The organism is Myroides sp. C15-4 (genome assembly GCF_050522745.1).
In the GTDB taxonomy this organism is placed as follows: domain Bacteria; phylum Bacteroidota; class Bacteroidia; order Flavobacteriales; family Flavobacteriaceae; genus Flavobacterium.
The window spans coordinates 1-21,767 of record NZ_JBMVQX010000037.1; the positions used below are offsets into that span (position 1 = coordinate 1).

Annotated in this window: 15 protein-coding genes; 5 read left to right on the forward strand and 10 right to left on the reverse strand. The window is 37.3% G+C overall.

From position 1 onward, the window contains the following. Positions 1-362: 362 nt before the first annotated feature. The 9 genes from ACPDHL_RS13860 to ACPDHL_RS13900 form a co-directional block, all read right to left on the reverse strand. A complete protein-coding gene (locus ACPDHL_RS13860) occupies positions 363-1,238 on the reverse strand; it encodes an endonuclease/exonuclease/phosphatase family protein (RefSeq protein ID WP_430533345.1) in 876 nt (291 codons plus the stop codon). Then, a complete protein-coding gene (locus tag ACPDHL_RS13865; RefSeq protein ID WP_430533346.1) occupies positions 1,232-2,986 on the reverse strand; it encodes a RagB/SusD family nutrient uptake outer membrane protein in 1,755 nt (584 codons plus the stop codon). Before ACPDHL_RS13865 ends, ACPDHL_RS13860 begins: the two co-directional genes overlap by 7 nt. Before the next feature lie 10 nt (positions 2,987-2,996). Then, on the reverse strand, positions 2,997-6,221 hold the full coding sequence (locus ACPDHL_RS13870) for a SusC/RagA family TonB-linked outer membrane protein (RefSeq protein WP_430533347.1): 3,225 nt from the start codon (positions 6,219-6,221) through the stop codon (positions 2,997-2,999). A gap of 11 nt (positions 6,222-6,232) precedes the next feature. After that, positions 6,233-7,432, reverse strand: a complete 1,200-nt coding sequence (locus ACPDHL_RS13875; RefSeq protein WP_430533348.1) for a DUF5689 domain-containing protein — start codon at positions 7,430-7,432, stop codon at positions 6,233-6,235. Positions 7,433-7,470: 38 nt separating this feature from the next. After that, positions 7,471-8,709, reverse strand: coding sequence for a YdcF family protein (locus ACPDHL_RS13880; protein WP_430533349.1), 1,239 nt, complete (start codon positions 8,707-8,709; stop codon positions 7,471-7,473). Between the two features lie 2 nt (positions 8,710-8,711). Then, complete coding sequence (locus tag ACPDHL_RS13885) at positions 8,712-10,397, reverse strand: RagB/SusD family nutrient uptake outer membrane protein (RefSeq protein WP_430533350.1); 1,686 nt, start codon at positions 10,395-10,397, stop codon at positions 8,712-8,714. A gap of 3 nt (positions 10,398-10,400) precedes the next feature. Continuing rightward, the gene (locus ACPDHL_RS13890; protein ID WP_430533351.1) at positions 10,401-13,823 is read right to left on the reverse strand and encodes a SusC/RagA family TonB-linked outer membrane protein; all 3,423 of its coding nucleotides are present in this window, start codon (positions 13,821-13,823) and stop codon (positions 10,401-10,403) included. Continuing rightward, positions 13,820-14,746 (reverse strand): FecR family protein, encoded by a 927-nt coding sequence (locus ACPDHL_RS13895; RefSeq protein ID WP_430533352.1) that lies wholly within the window; start codon positions 14,744-14,746, stop codon positions 13,820-13,822. The genes ACPDHL_RS13890 and ACPDHL_RS13895 overlap by 4 nt, the downstream gene beginning before the upstream one ends. Before the next feature lie 113 nt (positions 14,747-14,859). After that, positions 14,860-15,408 (reverse strand): sigma-70 family RNA polymerase sigma factor, encoded by a 549-nt coding sequence (locus ACPDHL_RS13900; protein ID WP_430533353.1) that lies wholly within the window; start codon positions 15,406-15,408, stop codon positions 14,860-14,862. A 173-nt stretch (positions 15,409-15,581) separates the two neighbouring features. On the opposite strand from ACPDHL_RS13900, the gene ACPDHL_RS13905 reads away from it, so the two are divergent. Then, complete coding sequence (locus ACPDHL_RS13905) at positions 15,582-16,529, forward strand: 3',5'-cyclic-nucleotide phosphodiesterase (RefSeq protein ID WP_430533354.1); 948 nt, start codon at positions 15,582-15,584, stop codon at positions 16,527-16,529. Positions 16,530-16,561: 32 nt separating this feature from the next. On the opposite strand, the gene brnQ is transcribed toward ACPDHL_RS13905, so the two are convergent. Further along, the gene (brnQ, locus tag ACPDHL_RS13910) at positions 16,562-17,869 is read right to left on the reverse strand and encodes a branched-chain amino acid transport system II carrier protein (RefSeq protein ID WP_430533355.1); all 1,308 of its coding nucleotides are present in this window, start codon (positions 17,867-17,869) and stop codon (positions 16,562-16,564) included. A gap of 215 nt (positions 17,870-18,084) precedes the next feature. On the opposite strand from brnQ, the gene ACPDHL_RS13915 reads away from it, so the two are divergent. From ACPDHL_RS13915 to ACPDHL_RS13930, 4 genes are all read left to right on the forward strand, one after another. Further along, positions 18,085-18,621, forward strand: a complete 537-nt coding sequence (locus ACPDHL_RS13915) for a GNAT family N-acetyltransferase (protein WP_430533356.1) — start codon at positions 18,085-18,087, stop codon at positions 18,619-18,621. Positions 18,622-19,270: 649 nt separating this feature from the next. After that, positions 19,271-20,152, forward strand: coding sequence for a helix-turn-helix domain-containing protein (locus ACPDHL_RS13920; protein ID WP_430533357.1), 882 nt, complete (start codon positions 19,271-19,273; stop codon positions 20,150-20,152). A gap of 316 nt (positions 20,153-20,468) precedes the next feature. Further along, on the forward strand, positions 20,469-20,990 hold the full coding sequence (locus ACPDHL_RS13925) for a HEAT repeat domain-containing protein (protein WP_430533358.1): 522 nt from the start codon (positions 20,469-20,471) through the stop codon (positions 20,988-20,990). A gap of 9 nt (positions 20,991-20,999) precedes the next feature. After that, entirely contained in the window at positions 21,000-21,749 is a 750-nt protein-coding gene (locus ACPDHL_RS13930) for a DUF4241 domain-containing protein (protein ID WP_430533359.1), read from the forward strand. Positions 21,750-21,767 lie beyond the last annotated feature (18 nt).

Genomic DNA, 21,767 nt, shown 5'->3' on the forward strand with positions numbered 1-21,767 from the left:
AATCTACATATATAATAGAGAAGAAATCTACTTCTTATAGATACATCAAAACAAACCGCGCGAACCGCACAAAAAACAAGGACGAGACAGTTTTGTTCGAGATGAGTCCATAGTGCGTACGAACCCTGTATACCCATAGAAGAAAACAAAAAAACTCCTATAAAATAGGAACAAGTGACCTCACTTTAGCAGAGTAAAAGACTACAGTCTCTTAACGCACGTCTAGGTGAAACCATATTGCTGTTTTTTACTCATAGAAAATGCCCCAAAAAGTTAGGCACTTTTTGGGGCATGTCTAAAATGTTTTTTACTGGACTTGCTTTGGGTTCAACGTAAACTTAGCTACCACTCCATTACATTTTTTATTTTTTTACTTCTATTTTCATTACAACAGGAAAATGGTCAGAGGCATAATCATCTTTAACGGTATAGTAATCCATTACATCAAATGTTTCTCTAGCCTTTTCATTCATCATCACATAGTCAATTGTTGTTCTCGGTTTTTTAGCTGGAGCAGTCAAAGGACATGTTCCCATACATCCTGTTTGAAACATAGTGGATAATGAATTCCACAACTCATGTGTTGGTGGCATATTTAAATCAGCTCCTATTATAATGGGTTTATTATTATAAGGAGTTAAGAAATTCATCATTTCTCTCAATTGCACTTGTTTACTGCGGTCTTCCAGGTGATCAATATGCGTAGAAGCTACATACATACTTTGTCCTTCCTCAAATTCTATTTCAACTAAACCAATTGTTCTCAATTCCGATTTAGTTCCCTCTGCTCCGGGTAAACTGTGTTTAACTGCAAGTTTATGTTCTTTTTTAGTCAAGACAGCAACACCATATTCTCCATTTGAGCGATTTAATGCTTTAGCAAAGTAATAATTCATGTTGGTTTTTGCTCCTAATGTCAAGGCTTGATCTAGGGTTTTACCTGATCGATCAGTAAATCGGTCTACTTCTTGTAACAATACCACATCTGGATTTTCTGCATTAATCACGGCAGCAATAGCATCAATATCCACAAATCCGTCTCCTTTTGATGGTGGATTAGCAATGTGAATATTATAACTCATCAAAGTCAGCACTTCTGTCTGTTCTTTGGGTTCTTCTTGTTCTGTTCCTGTATTTTTTCCTTGTTCGATTCCACTGTCACTTGAATTACAAGCTAAGGTGAACAGTAAAATAACGAGACTCGTTACTCTACTTGCGATTGTGTTCAATTTTACCATCCTGGATTTTGTTTTAAATTTGTATTAATTAATAAGTCTTTTTCTGGTATTGGGTATAAATAAAATTTATCTTCCCATTGAATAGGATCATTCCACAACCATTCTAATTCTCCTTTTGTTGTTTCTGATAAGCGCAATCCTCCTTTTGCTGGATCAACATTGACATAAGTCACCCCTGGAATTTGATCTTTAGCCTTGCCGATATAAAAAACAACATCTAAAACCCCATCGCTATTTAGATCCATTGGTTCATCCAATTGCTTGACATACATTCCATTTCTTCCTTTTTCGTATAATTTTCCCATCTTCCAACGCACAAGATCATCAAATCGAAGCCCCTCTAAAGCCAATTCAATCGCTCTTTCTCTTCTCACTTCTAACACTACAGGATCTGAAATGGTAGGGTAAAAAGTAGCTTGCAGGTAGGGATCTGCCATTTGAGGTTTACTTGTACTATTTTCAATTCCTGCTCTTGCTCTTAATTTGCCGATGGTTTCTTGCCATTGTTCTTCAGACATGACATTCAACTCTGCTAAAGCTTCTGCATAATTTAGCAAGACCTCAGCATAGCGCATAATCGGAACTGCGTTTGTATTATTTCGACCACTATCATAATATACATCGTCCTTTACCCATTTGATGGGTTGATATCCACTATAGGTATAACTAAATACTGGGGGAGTCAAGGTAAGGGTTCCTCCCACATTTCTTTGGTATCCTTTTGTGCGAATAAGCTGAGCTAATCGTCCATCACGTTGTTCTACTTCTTCCATAAAGCCTTTTGTTTTATAGGTTGTATTAGCCGTAAAGCGACTCCCATCCTGGTTTAGGAAGGTGTTAATGAAACTACGTGTGAAACTAATTCGATCGCCATAAGACGCACTTGTATAATACCAATTGGCATCGTGGAGTATTCCCAATTCTTTATCATAGGCATTGACCAACAGAAACTCATCGCTATCAGGCTGATCTTGTATAAATAGATCGCGATAGGGTGTTTCTGATTTGGTATGTAAACGATATTGACCACTTGATACGACTAATTCAGCAGCAGCTACAGCTTGATGCAGCAATGATTCTGCGGAGGAAACAAGATTGAGTTCGGTATGATACTTGCGATATGTCCCTTCAAACAAGGCAATTCTGGATTTAAAAGCGGCCACTACTTCTTTTGTAATCAACGTTTTAGAGGCATCTTTTTTCGTTTTGATATGGGCATAGGCAAAATCAAGATCACCCATTACTGAATCCATCACTACCACCCGAGAATCTCTACCTGCATAAAGCTGTGCATCATTCACATCTAAGGTTTTATTAATCCAAGGAACATCACCAAATCGCTTTACTTTTTCAAAATAAAACAAAGCTCTAAAAAAACGCGCCAGTCCATTGTAATGATTTCTTGTTTCCCTATCTATTTGATTCGAAGTATTCTGCTCTAAAAAATAGTTGACATTTCGCAATTGTCCCCAACTCCAACCTGTGGATTGTTTAGGTCCAAAAGCACCTGCTCTAAAAAAGGTAGGTACATCTTTTCGCACAATATAATCAGCCATATTATCCCCTCTTAGGATTTCATTTGTTGTAGGCAAGATTTGATAAAAAGATTTCGCATATAGTTCCAACCCTTTTTCGCTCGTAAAAACGGCTTCTCTACCCACAGTAGACACGGGTTCTTGGTCTAACTCTGAACAGCTGACACACCCCAGCAGCAAAACAATATAAAAGAATGTTATTCTTGACATCATACTTAATTTTTTAAAAACTGATATTAATTCCAAAAGAAATACTCTTTAATAAAGGATAATTAAACCCATCCCCGTAATTTGTATTCGCTAAATCTTGATCCGAGGCTCCAATATTCTCAACATCTATGGCACTCGAACGTTTATAAAAGGGGGAATAGGTAAATAAATTTTCACCAGATACATACAATTGTAAGGTGTCTATTCTCAAATGCGCAGGCAAGAGTTTCGCTAAATCATAACCGAATTGAATATTCTTTAATCGGATATATGCTGTATTTTGCAAGTATTTGGTTTGGGTTTGACGCAAAGTTCCCGAATCCGACCAAGCAAGATATCCTGTGTAACGAGGAAAATAGGCATTTGGATTTTCTTCGGTCCAAATATCGTCTAGTTGTGACTGAAGAGGATGTCCATAAGGCGCATTATACTGTCCCCAAAAGGAATTAGCTCCCTTGCTTGGATACCAATCTTGTTTACCTACCCCTTGAAAAAAGGCGGAGAAAAAGAAATTATTCCAATCCGCAGCAAGTTGTAAACCAAAGGTATAACGAGGCAATGAATTTCCGATTACTTTTCGATCGCCTGGATTATCCACCGTATTATCTCCATTATCAATCACCCCATCATTATTTAAATCTTGAAACTTTATATCGCCCGTTCGCCAAACCCCTTGTGCTGTTGAGCTGAATAAATCTTGATTGGCGGATCGTTTAATCTGATCTTCTGATGTAAAGAACCCATCTGTCACATAGCCCCATATTTCGCCTAATTGCTGTCCTTCATAATAGTCGTTCAGTTTTTTCGTTGGATTGTTATACTTCAATATTTTAGTTTTATTATCCGCTAGGGTAAATCGAACATTGTAATTCAACGGTTTGGCTAATACGCTAATCTGATCTCTCCAGTTTATTGTAATCTCCCATCCGTTGGTACGTAAATCAGCATAATTTCCCTTCGGTGAACTCGATCCAAAAACAGCAGGTAACTCTGGTCCGAGGGTAAACATGTCTTTTGTTGTTCTACTGTAGATATCTCCACTAAACGTCAAACGGTTATTCAGAAAATTCACATCTAACCCGATGTTTTTTGTGGTCACAGTTTCCCAAGTTAAACCTTTGGGAATCACACTAGGTGCGGAAGTATAGGTTGCTAATTCACCATTTAGGATTCTCAATTCTCTATTGATCATCAATTGTTCAATAAACGAATACGAACGAATGTTTCCATTTCCTAAAGCACCATAGGATCCTCTAAGCTTCAATAAACTAATGTATTGAGGAGATAAGTTCCAGAACGGTTCATTTGACACATTCCATCCTGCAGATACAGAAGGAAAAAAGGCAAAGCGTTCATTGCTTGGAAATTTAGAAGAACCATCATATCGTCCGTTGAATTCGACCAAATAGCGATGGTCGTAATCATAGTTTAAACGATAAAAACCACCCAACAGACTCCAACGTTCATATCCTCCTGATACAACCATGGATTCTCCTGTTGCTAAATTCAAATCCTGGGCATCATCAAAAAGGAGTCCATTACGTTGAGAACCTGTATTTTTAAACGTTGACATTTCTTGATTTACCCCTACCAAAGCATTGAAATTATGTTTATTCCACTCTTTTTTGAACTTTACATACAAGTTGGATGTGAGGTATTCTGTATTTCGGTTCATCACGCGATAGTCGTTGGTACTTGCGCCTAAATATTGAATTGCACCTGGAGATTTGCTATAGGGCACAGGTACTCTTCTTCTGGTTTCTTCTTCTTGTTTTAGTTGGTAGGTAAAGTCTGCATTTACACTAACTACATCTGCTAAGACATTGGCTTTAAAACTGGTGGTATTCTTGAATAACTTATTGTTTTTATCCAATCCATTTTTTCCATAGTAAAAATCCCCTACAGTATAGGCCGCAGAATGAGTCAGTGTACCATCTGGATTTAGCATCGGACTCATGGGATGTCCTTCCGCTACCATGTTTCGCCATATTCCTCCTGCTTCTCCCACATTTAAGGGGTTGTGATATGCTGTTTTAGCAAAAGAAGTGGCATTGGAAACATCCAACCATGTTCTTAGCTTTGAACTGGCAACCGCTCTGAAATTGTACATTTTATAATCATCGGAATTATAACGAAACAGTCCCTTTTGATCAATAAGCTGCCCACTCAAAGAAAATTGACTTTTCTCTGTTCCACTGGATAGATACAAATTATGTGTTAAGGCATAGGTTTGATCTTTGTACAATAATTTTTGCCAATCTGTATTTCCGTAATAGATATACTCACCTGTTAGGGGATCAATCTCCACTTTAGGGGCATTGGGATCCTTAGATCTTCGCTCTAACTCAAGTAAATATTCTTGAGAAAAGGGCATGGTTTTGTTGACATTTTGTGGTGTACTACTGTAGTTATTCCAACTAGAGAAAGCTTCGTTAAACATCGATGCCCAAGTGTAACTGTCTGTTACAAAATCAGGAAGTCGGGTTGGTTTTTTAAAACTTACATTTTGACTATAAGAAATAACGAAATGGTCTTTTTGTGGTTTTTTCGTAGTGATAAGCACTACTCCAAAAGCACCTCTGGCACCGTAAATAGCAGCAGAAGACGCATCTTTCAGTACCGAAACACTTTCAATATCATTTGCATTGAGTAGTGCAGGATCCCCTTCTACCCCATCAATCAAAACCAAAGCACTCCCTCCTTGTCCAATCGAGGTTGCTCCACGAATATTAAAACGAGGCGATTGAGTAGGTTTACCATCTGTAGGGGCAATATTTAAATTGGCTACCAATCCCTGTAATCCAAGTGCCGCATTAGGTAAGGGGCGATTCTCTAGCGCACTTCCCTTGATTTGATCAACGGCTCCTGTTAGGTTTTCTTTTTTCTGCTCACCATAAGCAACAACCACTACCTCATCGAGGTATTGATTATCTTCTTGTAAGTAAACTAAAACCTCTTTTCCTTGTTCAAAACGAACTTGCTTGGTTCCATACCCATACAGGGATACTTCTAATACTCCCGTACTAGCAGAGGTTGAAATAGTAAAACCACCATCAAGCTCCGTAAGCACAACGGTTGAAGTGCTCATATCCTTTACGCTTGCCCCTGGTAAATGTCCATCTGAAGCCTGTACTTTACCTTTAATTACAACAGCTTGTGCTTGTGCATATCCACTTGCTACCAGTAGGATAAAAAAGGCACAAGCGAAATGCCTAATTTTTTGTTCTATTTGTTTCATTTCTTGGCGACTTAGAATCCGAATACGATATCATCTATGTTTATACGAGGTCTATTACCATTTTCAAAAGGTTCGGAAATATTGACAATCCTAAATCTCATCTTCCCTTGGTGTTGTTCCTCTATTTTGAATTCTGATACTTTTAATCCCTCCGATTTAATGTCTACTTCAATTTCACCAACAGCCTGATAGGTAGCCCCTTGATCTACAGAAATTTCAACACGTAAAAGGGTTGGATTTACGTTGTTCACTTCAGCTTTAGCTGGATAAATACCATGATGTACTTTTAAGGTTTGTACGGGCTCTTCAAGGTCAAAATTCATACTAAGGATCCCTTTTCTCAACTCATTTGATACATGTCCTTGTAAACGAATACTCTGTGCTCCATTTTTAGGATCAGCATCCGTAGCAGCTGTAATTCCACCATCAATGGTCCACTCCCCCGTTCTAAACAACAAGCTTTTCACATCATAGGAACTGCTAGAACTCTGTTCAAAGTCTTCTTTTACTTCCGAGATCTTTAGCGCCATATCCTCAAGTGAACGAGGCATTAGCTTCACTTCATCCTTACTCACGCGAGCAATTGCTACTACGCTAGCCAATTTTCTTGCTATAGCCTGATCGGCAAATTGAGCTTCTTTACGCACTTCTAGTATTGCTGTAGTGATACCGTCACCCACGGGATGACTTCCTAACCATGTGGTATATTCTTGTGTATCAACTTCTAAATTGTCTAGCACTACCAACACAGGTCCCCAATACGAAATCTCTTTTTTCAGTGTAGATAAGTCAACGGCAATCGGTGTAACTTTTACTTGTTCCCCAGTGGCTAACACATTGACTCCAGAGATATTTTTGACGATTTTCTCTCCTTCTACTTCCGTCAAGGTTGCTCCTTCTAGATTAATTTCTACGACTTCCCCAGTCTTATAACGGACCGCATTCGTCAATTCGAGAATAATCGCTGCTTTAGCTATTTTATCTTGCACCACAAGATAATTATGCTCTGTATTTCCCTGAGCGGGATCATTTACTACTACAGCTGTTAAAGCTGTAGTACCAAACTTTAAATTGGGAGATATACTTACTTTACGCAAGTGTTCAATGGTTTTGGGTTGGGGCCTTTGTTCCTTATTGTCATCGGAAGAAGAACAGCTAGCTAAAAAAACTAGGTTCAACAAGGCTACTAAAAAAAACAACTTTTGTTTCATTTGGTTTTCGTTTTCGTTTTTACTTACTATTAATTGGTTTATGGGTCTAAGGGTTCAAGAGGATTAAGTTGTGTCATCACCTCTACAGGATAATATTCTAGGAGTGTTCCATTTTCTATTTCGATGAATTCACCTGGGAGGTATCCCAATTCTTTGACGAAGCGCTGTTTAAATTTGGGGTCATAGATCATTCTAATATGATTATAATGACTCACGATCATGCTTTTTTGTGTAATATTGAATCCATAACGTAGCATCAAACGAGTTGCATTTCTCAAATTAGTTGTGGTATGTCGAGCATAAGGTTCCACAATAATAGCTTCTTCGGGAATTTGATACACCTTCATCAACTCCTCTTTCATAACGATCGCTTCGCAAGTGGCGGTTCTATTAGGATGTACGTGTCCTCCAGAAACCAGAATAAAAGGAGCTTGTTTTTGTCTATATTGAGTCACTGCAATTTCTAAATTGAGCTTCCCTAAAGCCGATAAAGGGTCTCGATAATTTGCAGGTCCGTCTCCTAAAACCAATAAAGCGTTATAAGGGTAAGCCTCAAAATCGACTTCTTTTGCATAGGCCATTGCCTTAGCATTGTATTGCTCATCTAGTGGTTCATAGCGTACTCCTTCATCTCTATGATTGAAGTACAGCAAATACATCGCATAATTAAGTGAACGCTCAAAAAACAAAGGATCTTCCTTTCCATGATCCAAGAGATGTTTAGACCAATAGAGCAAAGTTCGCTGGTAATAGTTGGAGGTAACCTCATAAGAAACAGCGTCAATTTTCGGGTAAAAAGGGTCCATTCCTTCCCCATATACACGTAGCGTATAATTAATTGCTTCTAAATTAAATCGGACAACCGCTGCAAGAAATGTCGCATCATTTAGCGTGTCTAAATTTGCATACTTACCAGAATTCCGCATTGTTTGAATAAAGTCTTTTACACTTTTCTGCTGACTGATGCTTTGAAATTCACCGATAATAGTAGCTATTACTTCTTCAGAAAAAAGATAAGGAGCAATCAATTGATCAGCTGCTATGATACGGGTTAGATTTGCTTGATTTTCAAGCGCTATTTTTTGACTTGCTGTCCATGCTTGATTTTTTTTACTTTTTAATACTTGCTTACTCACTTCTGCATTTTGAAGAAGCTGACTAAAAAAGTAAAAATTGTTTTCCTTCAATTGTTCAACTGTCTTATTGTAGTGGCTTTCCTGAGCAGATCCAGTCAAACTCCAGGTAGCAAAAACAAACAGCAACATAATTTTTCTCATACTTAATAATTTGGGTTTTGTTCAATTTTAACTTTCCCTGATCCATCGATATAGCGCTGAGGAATAGGGAAGTACTCATTTTTTCCTTTTTGAAAATGAGCGTTGGTTAAGAAATTTCTCTTTTGTTTTTCTCGAGGTAAATATTGATTATTGATGACATCCGAAGCAATTCCCCATCGCACAAGATTAAAGAAGCGTTCACCTTCTAGGGCTAGTTCTAATCGAGACTCCAGTCGAACCGCTGTTTGAGCTTGTTTTTTTGTTTGCCATGGGGTAGTATAAGGTTCGATATAGTAAGATGAAGCAGGCCCTTGTTGATCTAATCGCTTTACATACTTTGATTCTTTCGCTCGTGTTCGAATTTGATTGACTAAGGCTTGTGCTTGATTAAAATCACCTTGTTCGACCAAGGCTTCTGCCCGCCATAACAAGACCTCAGCATATCGAATCACATAGTAATTTAATGCTGATACATAAGGCCATGTCTTACTATAGTATGGTGAGTTTGCAGAAACAATGCGTTTTTTGGGAGCATACGGTCCGTACGTGGCCTCGTCTCTTGCCCAGCTCTCGTGGTACAGAATACCCAAATCGCGATAGGGGATTCCTGGTCGTCCAACGGTATGGTCCAGTCTTGGATCTACAAAATCACTAGCGCTGAGATCTACCGTATCAATCACTGGTAATCCATATTCATTCGTTCGAAAAGCATTAATTAAATTTTGAGAAGGTCGATGAAAACCATATTGTGGATAAAAAGGCCCACCAGGTGCAGCGAGTCTATCCCCAACACTACCATTATAATTGTGAAGACTACCATCTTGTATGGCGTGCTGTACAGCAAAAATAACTTCCTTATTGTTGTCATTTTCAGGCAAGAAGAGTCCTTCAAAATCAGCAAATAGTCCATAGGTACTAGCTAGCACTTGCTGTGTTAACTGGATAACCTCTTCCCATCTTCCTTGGTATAATTTCACTTTAGCGTGATAGGCAGTCGCCGCTGTTTTTGTAGGTCTTCCCACTTCTGCTTGTTGCAGAGGGAGCCTTTCACTGGCTCGCAAAAAATCTTGTCCAATTTTTTCCCAAAGTTCCTCCGATGTATATACAACATTAGAAACAGTAAATGCCTCTATGTCTACGATACTTTCATCTAGATAGGGAATTCGGTTATAGAGACGTTTTAACTCAAAGTAATAGTGTCCTCTTAAAAAATACAGCTCCCCTTTTCGCTGTTCTTTGTGTTCCTGATCCAAATTATCCACTAGTTCCAACAAATGCAAAGCTGTATTGACTCTGTGAATTCCTTCATACAATACGCTCCATTTGCGTTCAACATCAAGAATCGTCGGATCTGTTTGATACAATTCCATACGGTGTATTTGCACTTGATCCCCTGTTCCCCCCCCTCCTTTATAAGCATCATCAGACATCACATCACCAAAGCTCCAATTAGAAGCTGGTGAATTCATCGCATTGGAAGAATTATCTAGTTGTCCATTAAGTATTTGATAAGCTCCAATGATCACTTTTTCAACGTGTTCTTTTGTAATTATATCTTCGGGCAACAATTCTCCTGGGGGTGTCTCCGTTAAGAAATCCGAACTACAAGCCCCTAATAATGCAATAACTATTGTCAAAAGGAATCGCGTACTCAACAAATAAAAGGACCTATTTTTTTTCTTTTTCATCTTTTAATAGCTAATTGTAAAACCTAAAGACATAGTTTTAGCTGGTGGATACAATCCTCGATCTACACCAAGATCAAGACTTCTGTTGTTACTAGCGTAATTTTGAAACCCCACTTCGGGGCTTACTCCTGAATATTTAGTTAGTGTAAAGACGTTATTAACTTGGAAATAAAGTCTGAACTTGGCTTTTTTATGCTTTTTACTTTCAAAGGAATACGCCAATTGAACCTGACTTAATTTCAAAAATGAACCATCTTCAATAAAATAGGAAGAAGGACGAATATTATTATTGGGATCATCTCTTGTTAATCTAGGGATTAAACTGTTAGGATTGTCAACCGTCCACGCTCCAAATAATTCAGTTGATTTATTATACGCTTCTTGATTAAAAAAATGAGATTGATACTTCGTAAGGTTATAGATTTCATTACCATAACTACCAATCCAAAACAACTGAAGTTCTAGGTTCTTGTAGGTAAATTCCATGGATAAACTCGTTGTAAATTTGGGATGAGGCGTTCCGATTTGGGTTCTATCATTATGATCAATTAAGCCATCTTTGTTGGTGTCAACAAAGCGTAAATCCCCAGGTTGTGCATTGGGTTGCAAACCATAAGTTTCTATTTCTGCTTGGTTTTGAAAAATGCCCGTTGTTTTATATCCATAGAATGCTCCTATAGGTGCTCCTACTGCTGTTCTAGACACTTCTTGTCCGAAATTCACGTCATGTAAAGACGAACTAGGAATTGTCAAGTAAGAGGTAGATGAAAGGCGTGTCATTCTATTTTTATTCTGTGTAAAGATTACCCCAAAAGCATAATCGAATCCCTGAAAGGAATTGTTATACTCGAGTCCGATTTCAATGCCCTTGTTCTGTACCTCTCCATCGTTAATCCATTGCCCTTTATGTGCACCACCAAAAGTCAGAGGCAGTGATCGGTAGACAAGGAGGTCTTTGGTTTTCTTTGAATAGAAGTCAACCGTGAACCTCAACTTATCGTAAAAAAAAGTAGCATCCAATCCAGCAGAGACTTGCTCGGTTGATTCCCATCGCAAATTAGGATTAGCTACACGTGTGGAAACCAAACCAGTTTCACTTGTATATTGAGATCCATCAATATCATAATTGGAATTGTAATTGTTGTGGCTAAAGCTTTGAATGGTAGAATACGTAGGAACTTGTTGATTACCACTCATTCCCCAGTTCAATTTCAACAATGCCGTAGTATTTTGTTGTTTTAACGGCCAAAAATGCTCCTCACTTATCCTCCATCCTAATGAAAGTGCAGGAAAACTACTCCATTTGTAATTTTGTAACCGCGATGTACCATCGCGCCTAAGAAGCAATCCACCCAAATATTTTTGCTTGTAATTGTAAGAAAACTTCGCAAAATAGGAGCTTAAATTCCATTGATAGGCATTTCCTGAATTGAGTTGATTTTGTGTTCCATAATCCAAGAACCAATGAGCGGAATCTTCTTGTAAAAAGTGATGTCTAGATGCGGATAATCCCTCATAGTAGTACTGAATTGCCTCTTGTCCTACTACCATTTGAACTGATTGATTTTGAAAATGGCGCTGATAACGCAACGTATTGCTCATAACCATTTGATAATTAAACCTGTTTTCTACTGTCAAAGCATTGACTTCATTTTGCACGACTAACTCATCAAAAGTGGGTGAAAATCGCTTAGCCTGTACATTTTGAAAATCAAGCCCTAGAGTAGTTTTAAAAGAAAAATCGCCATATATGGCCTCAGCATACACATTGCCTAAAGCTCGAATTTGCTTCACTTTATTATCCTTATTTCGATGTAAACGCCCCAGAGGATTTTGCCTATCATTAATAGGATTTCCCGAAAAACCACCTGATTCATTGTACACCGGAATGATGGAGGGATACATATAGGCATCATATACAATGGAGTTCAAGGCTTTATTCGTGCCAATTTCAACTTGATCTGCATAGGCTAAGTTTATATTTTCTCCTATCTCAAGATGAGAATCAAACAACTGATAACTAGAGTTATACCGAGCAGTAAGTCGTTTAAAATAAGTATCCTTAATGATTCCTTTTTGCTCAAAATAGCCCAGACTAAATAGCTGTTTAGCCTGTGTATCGCCTTTGGAAACAGAAAAAGTATGCGATTGAATACTCGCTGGAGTAAAAATTGCTTTGACCCAATTTACATCTGCGCTTCGAATGGTTTGATCAGCAGTTAAATAGGCTGGTAGCTGTATAGCATTGGGATTATTACCATAAATACTGTGATTGGGTAACACGCCATCATTTTGATACGCTTGCCATAGTAATTGGCCATACTGTTCTGCATTAAGCATTGTAGGTAGATTCACAGCATATTGAATACCAGCATAGCTAGAAACAGCTAATGTAATAGCATTTAGACCATCAGCTTTTTTAGTTGTGATCAATAAGACCCCATTGGCTGCCCTTGATCCGTACATCGATGCATCAGCGTCTTTTAAAACTTGAATATTTTCCACATCATTAGGATTGATGGTATTTAACCCATTAACTAAGGGTAACCCATCTAGGATAATTAGGGGGTCATTAGCGTGTATGGTATTGAGACCGCGTATGGCCATGGCATTTCCACCTCCCGGACTATGTGCACTGAAAACCTGTACTCCTTTTGCTTTTCCATCTAACATATCTACGAGATCTCCATGAGGCAAATCGTTGATTGCTGAACCAGGAATATGTTCTACAGCCCCAAGATAATTGGCTCTACCTTGATTGGCATATCCAGTAATAACTATTTCTTCTAAATCTTTATTTTCTTTGGTTAATTGAATGTGCAATTGTTTTGCTTGTATAGGGGAAACAGCAACTTCTTTCGTATCATATCCTAATAGTTCTACAAGCACAATAGGATGTTGCATGCCTTTTTCAAGTTGAATACTAAAATTCCCATTTTCATCAGTCAGTGCAAAGACATGGGTATGTAAAAGACGAACCACAGCATGTGAAAGGGCCTGTCCTTGCTGATCTTTAATACTCCCCTGAATTCGATCGATTGCATTAGACGCTTCTGCAGAAGTAGCCTGTTTCTCCGTTTCTCTTCCTTTTTTAAAGGAAATTAAATTTCCACTCACGCTGTACACCAGGTTGCGTTTCCTTGTTATTTGAGTTAACAAAGTCGTCAGATCAACATGCTTGGTAGAGGAATGGACCATAGGAGAAGTATCAATAGCTTCCAAAGAGTATACAACCCTATATTTCGTCTGCTTTTCAATTAGAGAAAAGAGCGTTGCTATACTATTGGTTTTATGTTGTAGCACAATTAAATCTTTAGTAGGCAAAAAGGATATGGATTGACAAGAAGCAAAGAGTTCCGAGTAGTGCAAGAGTAGCATACCGAGCACAAGACCAAAATTCAGATACTTTACTCTTATCCCCTTCATCCGTTCCACTCGTTTTCAAAGTGAATAGCTGCTCCTGAAACAGTGTATTTTACTTGGTGAATAAAGCAAAAACTGTGTAGAATATCTTTGAGAGAGGTACGTCTAAAATCACCCGTAGTAAAAAAATCTGTAATAGAGATACCCTCAAAATGAAGTTGCACATTAAACTCTTCTTCTATTCTTTTCTTCCAAGTAATCAAGGGCAGTTCTTGCATGACAAGCGCCTCATTATTGGTCGATAGTAGAGTTAAAACATCTACTGTAGAGGAATAAAGACTCCCGTCAGACAACAGGGCTTTCTCATGGGCATTTAGCCATACTTTATCTAAAGTATTCTTGTGATTTTCAACCGCAACTTTTCCTGTACGAACCACAACTTCTGAAGCGCGAACTGTAAAAGAAGTTCCTAAAACCGTTACTGCAACTTGTTCCGTATGTACAATAAAAGGTTTGGATACATTGCGTTGTACATTAAAAAAGGCTTCCCCTTTTAAAGTTACTTGGCGATCGACAGCATTAAAATCAGAGGAGAGTATTAATTGAGAACCAGGTGTTAGTTCTACTTCTGTCGCATCATCTAACTGAAAGCGTTTAGGTTCTTCCCCTATAGCTACAGTATACTGAAGTGTATCTTGAAACAGAAAATTGGAGGTTAACCACACACTAGTGCATATCAACCCTAAAAAAACGACAAACAGCAAAACAGTTTGCTGACGTCTTTGTCTTTTCTTGCGAACCAGTGTTTTGAATTTTATACTACTAAAAATTCGCTGTTTTAGTTGTTTGTCTTGTCGAACAAGTTCGCTTGTTGTAAACGCTTGTTCTTGTAGTTTCTGAATAAAATCATCTACTGTCTTTTGCTCTTCTTGTGTAGCGGTTTGATTCAGGTATTTCTCAAAAAGTTGTCTAAACTTATTAATCATGGGTCTCTTAGGTTTCTATAACTAAGAGTGAGACTTGACTCATTCTCCCCATCCCTCTAGTTGTTTCTTAACAATTAGATAACATACCCTTTGATCCAAAACCTATACATAACCTAAGTTTGACTAATAATCAACAGTACAGTCATCACATCAACAGCATAAGGTAAACTTGTTTTCAAGCTCTTTATCGCTTTATGGATTTGTTTATCTACCGTACTTTCAGATATGCTGAGTTTTTCCGCTATTTGTCTATAGGATAGATGGCTGACATAGCGCAACTCAAATACTTCCAAACACCTTTGAGGGAGTACCTCTCTAGCTTTGGCAAAAACAAGATGTACCAATTCTTCCTTATAATACCCCTGCTCTTCTTCTGACAAGGACTCATTTTGGGTAAGTACATGATAAACTGTTTCAATTTGAACCGTATCAAAATCAATTAACTTTAGAGCTAGAAGGCTACGATTTCTCACACTACGCAATAGATAGGCCTTGGGATCTAAAATTGTCAATTGATGAAAGTTATTCCATATTTGTACAAAAACATCCTGCACAACATCTTCCGCTATCAAGTGATCGCGAACAATATTACACGAATACGTATAGAGTTCATCCCAATACAGTTCAAAGTAATCATTGATCCATTTATCCTTTTGATCCATTTCGTTCTCATTAGTTCAAGCCAAAGGTATATCGCAAGAGATTGGGGAAGATTATGGCGCTATTACTAAACTGTTACTTCAATATTAGTTAACTTTTGAGTAAAAATAAAATAGTTCATAACTGACAAGATCGCCTAGGAATATCTCGTATTTTTGTAAAAATTTAGAAGCACATGAAGCAATTTTTTTACACCCTTTTCACCTTTTTACTTTACAGTACCTCATCCTTATTTGCTCAAAACCTCGAAATTATTCCACTAGGAGTATATGGTGGAGGAGATGAAAGTAATTTATCTTGCTATTTAGTAGGAGTAGAAAACAGCAATAGTTATATAGCACTTGATGCAGGAACAATACGAAGTGGAATAAATAAAGCGATTGAGAAAGGAACTTTTCATGTGTCTTTTGAAACAGTTCTTCAAAACTACATTAAAGGCTACTTTATTTCACATGGTCATTTAGATCATCTATCGGGCTTAATCATCAATTCTCCAGAAGATTCAGCCAAACCCATTTACTCCTTGCCTTTTGTTACAGCTATTTTAAAACACAATTATTTCACCAATGCCTCATGGGCGAACTTTGGAAATGAGGGAGAATCTCCAATTTTGGGCAAATACACCTATAAGAAGGTAGAACCATTTCACTCCTTTGCTATAGCGAATACATCCATCACGGCAGAAATATTTGAATTGAGTCATGTTAATCCACAAAAGAGCTCAGCCATTTTGCTAAAAAACAACAGTGATTATGTATTATACTTTGGAGATACAGGAGCCGATCGCATTGAAAAAACGAACCACCTTGAGACAATCTGGGAATATATAGCTCCTTTAGTACGCAATAAAAATCTAAAAACGATCTTACTTGAAGTTTCCTTTCCCAACAGTCAACCTGAGCATTTACTCTTTGGTCACTTAACACCTAAGTTACTTCAAGAGGAATTGAGTAAGTTAGCTCAGTATGCAGGACTTGAACACTTGAAGGATATAACGTTAATCGTTACGCATTTAAAACCTTCAGGAAATCAGATTGAACTCATCAAAAAGGAGCTCATGGAGGAGAATCCACTACAGCTTAATTATGTTTTTCCAGAACAAGGAAAAAAAATATCCCTTTAAAAAAAACCATGCTGTAAACAGCATGGTTTTTTTTACTTTCGCTTAAATAAGTAAACGAGTACAAAGACAACAAAAGATGGCAACAGCCACGGAACATCATAGTTGTACAGCGGAATCTTTCTCAATCCTTTATCGATTTCCCACAACCAGCTATCTTGTGCTGCGACTTTCAACGTCATGGTCAAGAAAAACTGCATAATTGAATAAATAGTTGTTGCGATAATAGCTCCTAAGAAAGGGGCTTTACTTTTAACTATTTTCCCAAAAATCACTACGTATACTATTAAGGTAAGTGTAATAGGATAAATAATTCCCAAGAAAGGACCTGCATAGTCAATAATATCGTCTACACCATTAATGGCTAGAATAGCCGAAAATACACAAGTTGCAATTACAATAGTTTTATAACTTACTTTTCCTTTTGTCAATTGATTAAAAAACGTTCCAGTTGCACAAACTAAGGCAATGGCTGTAGTCAAACAAGCTAGGGCTATACACAAGGACAAGGCGAGTGTTCCCTGCGCCCCCAATACGTGATTGGAGATATACAACAGTAATTCTGTACGTTTTAAATCACCTGAGGTAGCATATCCCGAGGTAGCTCCCAGATACACAAGACCTCCATAAATAAACAGCAAACAAGAAGTTGCTACAGCACCTGAAAGAAACGTGGCTTTTGTTTTTGCTTCTGGACTTGTATAACCTTTCGCTTTTACTGCGGCAATAATGATCCCTGCATAAATGACTGAAGCCAATACATCCATCGTTTGATATCCCTCTGCAAATCCAATACGGAAAGACTCGACAGGATTTATTCCCGTGTCCTTTGTACTATCTAAAGGATAAAGGACACCCATAAAAATCATAATCGCCAATAGGATCAGTAGCAATGGAGTTAAGTATTTTCCGATAATATCAACTACTTTAGAAGGAGATATAGACAGGGCAAGTGTTACGCCAAAAAAGATGACAGAAGAAAGTACGGGGCTAAAATCGGGCCAAATTGGCACCAATCCTACTTCAAACGTAGTTGCCGCTGTCCGTGGAATTGCAACAAGGGGACCAATACTCAAAATAATCATTGTAGCTAATATAACTCCACCTGTCCTATTAATTCTCTTTCCTAAATCGGTAAACTCATCTCCCGACAACAACACGGCAAGTATTCCTAGAAAAGGAGCAATAATAGCAGTAATCGTAAAACCTGTTACTGCTGATGTCCAATCTTCACCAGTAACTAAACCAATGATTGGGGGTAAAATTATATTTCCTGCGCCGAAAAACATAGCGAATAGCGCAAAGCCTATTGTTAATATATTGCCGATTGACTTCTGTTTCATTTGTTTTTTTATATTAATTCGGATTCATTTTTCAAATTCTAAAAGAAATTCATTCTAGCAATACAAATATCATGCTATTTCAAACCCTACTTTGAATTATATTTGACAATATAAAATATTAATTACATATTTTATCACAATTTTTCACATTAATATTCACCCGAAAACTAGTATAAATCACCTATTTTTATTGTTTTATTCTAAATCGCCTACTCATGTCAATCTTATTTAAGACGCAGCGTTTATCCATTTGTCCCATTATTTTAAAAGAGGATTTCGTTTCCCTATTAGTCTTACACAATCACGAAGCGACCATGCGTTGGATTCCCAACAACAAATCTATCTGGACCTTTGCAGATCTAGAGAAGAAGTATCAAGTAAATCAAACGCAATACGATCAACAGCTTGGGATATACAAAATCGTAGGGCAAGATCAAGAAGGTACCTATACTATAATGGGAGAAATTGGACTATTTCCTTGTCTAGATCATCCAACACACATAGAAGTTGGATATATCCTACACGAAACCTATTGGAAAAAGGGATTTGCCACTGAGTTATTACGTGGATTAGAGCAATTCATTCAACAACATCTAACCTATACTCATATTCGAGCTCAACTTTTTGAGGCCAATGGCAATTCTAAAAAACTACTAGAACGATGTTCCTTTAGCCTAATAGATGCTGTGCCCATTGATACAATAAATACTAAACTTATTTACAGCAAGGCTATTAATCGAGCGACCAGCTGATTATTGTTTAACATCCTCAGATTTATATTGATTGCTTGGCTGACGTCTATCAAAGCGATTTAATATCCAACCTCAACTAATGGAAGTTGGATATTGAAAACCTACCCTTTGTTTCGGCTTTTTTATGTCGTAACACTTCTCCTTTTTAGCCTGTAATTGCCTCTTCTTTTCAACAATGACACCTGACCTACATGAGCGGTTGCAAAAAATTAAAAAGTCTTCTTTTTTAAAAACAGTTAAAAAAAGAAGCTTCCTTTTATTCACTAAAAAACAAGAGATAGTTTCTACTTTCAGTAGTTCAACTTTCCCTACATCTTGTTTATTATTCTAATCCCCTTTCTCTTATCATTAAAAAGTACCAGTAAAAACCTCAACCTTAGATTAAACCAATTAAATTTTACTCGTGCTTTTGCATTTAATTGACAATAAAAAACATGAACACTTACTGAAAACACATTACACAGGGGACAAAATACAGTATAAAAACATATTATTAAAAATACATAAAAAACACAACAAATAATACATTTTAATCAAACATAAAGTTAGAATAATACATAATTTTACCAATACCTATAAAACACAAATAAATAAGATCACGCTTTAATGATACTAGAGTCTATATGTAAGAAACCAATAAGCGAAAAAAATGACAAATTCAACCCCAAAGATAAAATTGGATGATATCAATCAAGATCTGCCGACCATATTTAACATAAAAGCAAAGGAATTTGCTGTTTTCACTCAGAAAGAAGGCAAAGAATTACTCATGCCTTATAACATGAAAACACATTATAAGGTATCCTACTTAAACAGCAAAAGTAAGTTATTTTGTGGTACAGATACACAGGAGTTTAGTGGTCCAATTTTATTTTTTTCAAATCCATTATCTACCTATACCCTTGAGCCAATATCCGAATCACCAGATGGTTTTTTTTGCTTATTCACCAATAATTTCCTTGGTTTCCAGAGCAATGGGATTCGCTCAACGCTACACACCTTACAAGCTACACCTATTTATGCTTTAGATTTAAAACAAGATCGGATGATTCGAGATTTATTTGAAAATTTAATAATAGAAAACAACCAAGATTACCCCTTGAAACAGGATATTTTGCGGAATTACGTAGAAATTATTATTCATCAGGCCAATAAACTAAAGAGCAGCTATACCTTAACAGAAAATAAAAATGCCACCAATCGATTATGTGCGCAATTTTTAGAACTGGTAGAGAAGCAATTCCCCATCATCGACAAGCATCAAGTTGTTCGATTAAAAACGGCCGCAGATTTTGCGGCTGTATTAACTGTTCATACCAATTACTTAAATTTTGTAGTGAAGCAAACCTTGGGAAAATCGACTACGATGATTATTCAAGAACGAATTCTGATTGAAGCTCAACGACTATTAAAAAATTCCACTTTAAGCGTTTCAGAAATAGCTTTCACCTTAGGTTTTGAATACGCAACCTATTTCTCCAGTTTTGTAAAAAAATACACGGGATATTCTCCCAAACAACTACGACAATAATAAATTCTCGTTCTAATAGTAGGTAAAGACGCAATGAAAAAACTCCTTTATACTTTGTTAGAAGTTCTTATACATACTAATTTTTAAATAGGGTCGTTTCAGCAACCAACGATCCTATTTTTTCTTTTCTTTACAGCGCCACATAGCAACTGTATGCGGTAGCTCTTCGTGCTTTTTGTTAATTGTACTAGCCTTCCCTCTCTTTCTACAGGTAATCACTATTTTTATTTTGCATAAATAATCCTTTTTTTAACATTACTTGCAATTAATACTAGATATTTGTTTTTGCAATCGATTAGACATAATATCCTAATATATGACAGTTCACCTCATCCTATCTGACAAGACATCCAAAGCCAAAGAGAAAGTAGAACTTCTATGTGTAGGTCTTCTAAATAACACCCTACCCTTATGTAATTTTATCGAAGAAATTCAACTAGCGAAAGATTCAATAAAAGCAACGTGTATCGAAGCCTTAGCACATGTGGCGAAACAAAACCCAAAGGTATTATCAGAAGAGATCTTGCTCTTACTCATCGAGCATTTAGCATCGAAAGCACCACGAATAAAATGGGAATGTGCCCAAGCCATTGGCTATTCTATTTCACATTTTCCTAATCACTCCCAACTTGCAATCGAATATTTAGTTGCCAATATGAATCACGAAGGCACAGTGGTACGTTGGAGCACTGCCTTTGCTTTAGGGGAAATTCTAAGACTGAACCAATCAACTGCTCCTTTCTTGTCCTCTTTACTCAAAGACCAGTTGGAAAAGGAAGAAAAAAAGAGCATTCAAAAAATATATCAACAAGCGTTAGCTAACGCAATCCAATCCTAATAAAAAATAATGATGAAAACGGAACCTACCAAAGAATGGCTAGCTACATACGAAGAAAAAAAGCACTTACTTGCTTCACCAACGAACTTTAACCACTATTTCACGGCGACGGAAATTTGTGAAAAAAAATTATTTCACCTTTCATTGGGTGAGGTAAAATTACCAACAGGCCGTGTTATTGTTCGCGATCCACTTGTTTATTTACAAAGCGATGCACAACCTTATTTTATTCCCGTTCCAAAAGGAACATTTCCACTGACGGTATTGGTTATGGAAGTGGACCAAGACCACTATCGCTATGTTGCCTTTCGCGTCAAGCTTTCGGATAAAGAAGCAGTTCAACACACCGAAGCTTTATTGGGAAATGAAGACCTTGAGCGTTTTGATCCGGGCGAATATTTTGGTTTTAATGTAGATGCAGGTTTAGCCACCATCGTAGATGAAAAAACAAAGGATGCCTATTGCGCTTTTGAACAACAGTGGATGGCTTCACATCCTGATGGTGATATCTACCATGACTATTTAGCAGGAGAATTTAAAAAGAGCTATGAGAATAATCCACAATACCAAAGATCAGGTGGAGATTGGATCAATTTTGCTATTCCTGGTACGGATTTATCCATTCCCATGATACAAAGTGGGTATGGAGATGGCGCTTATCCTGTCTATTACGGCTATGATCAAGACGGCGCTATCTGCGAAATCATTGTTCAGTTTGTCGATATTGAATTAACCTTTGAAGAAGAGGAAGAAGCATAAAAAAGGTCGCCTAGGCGA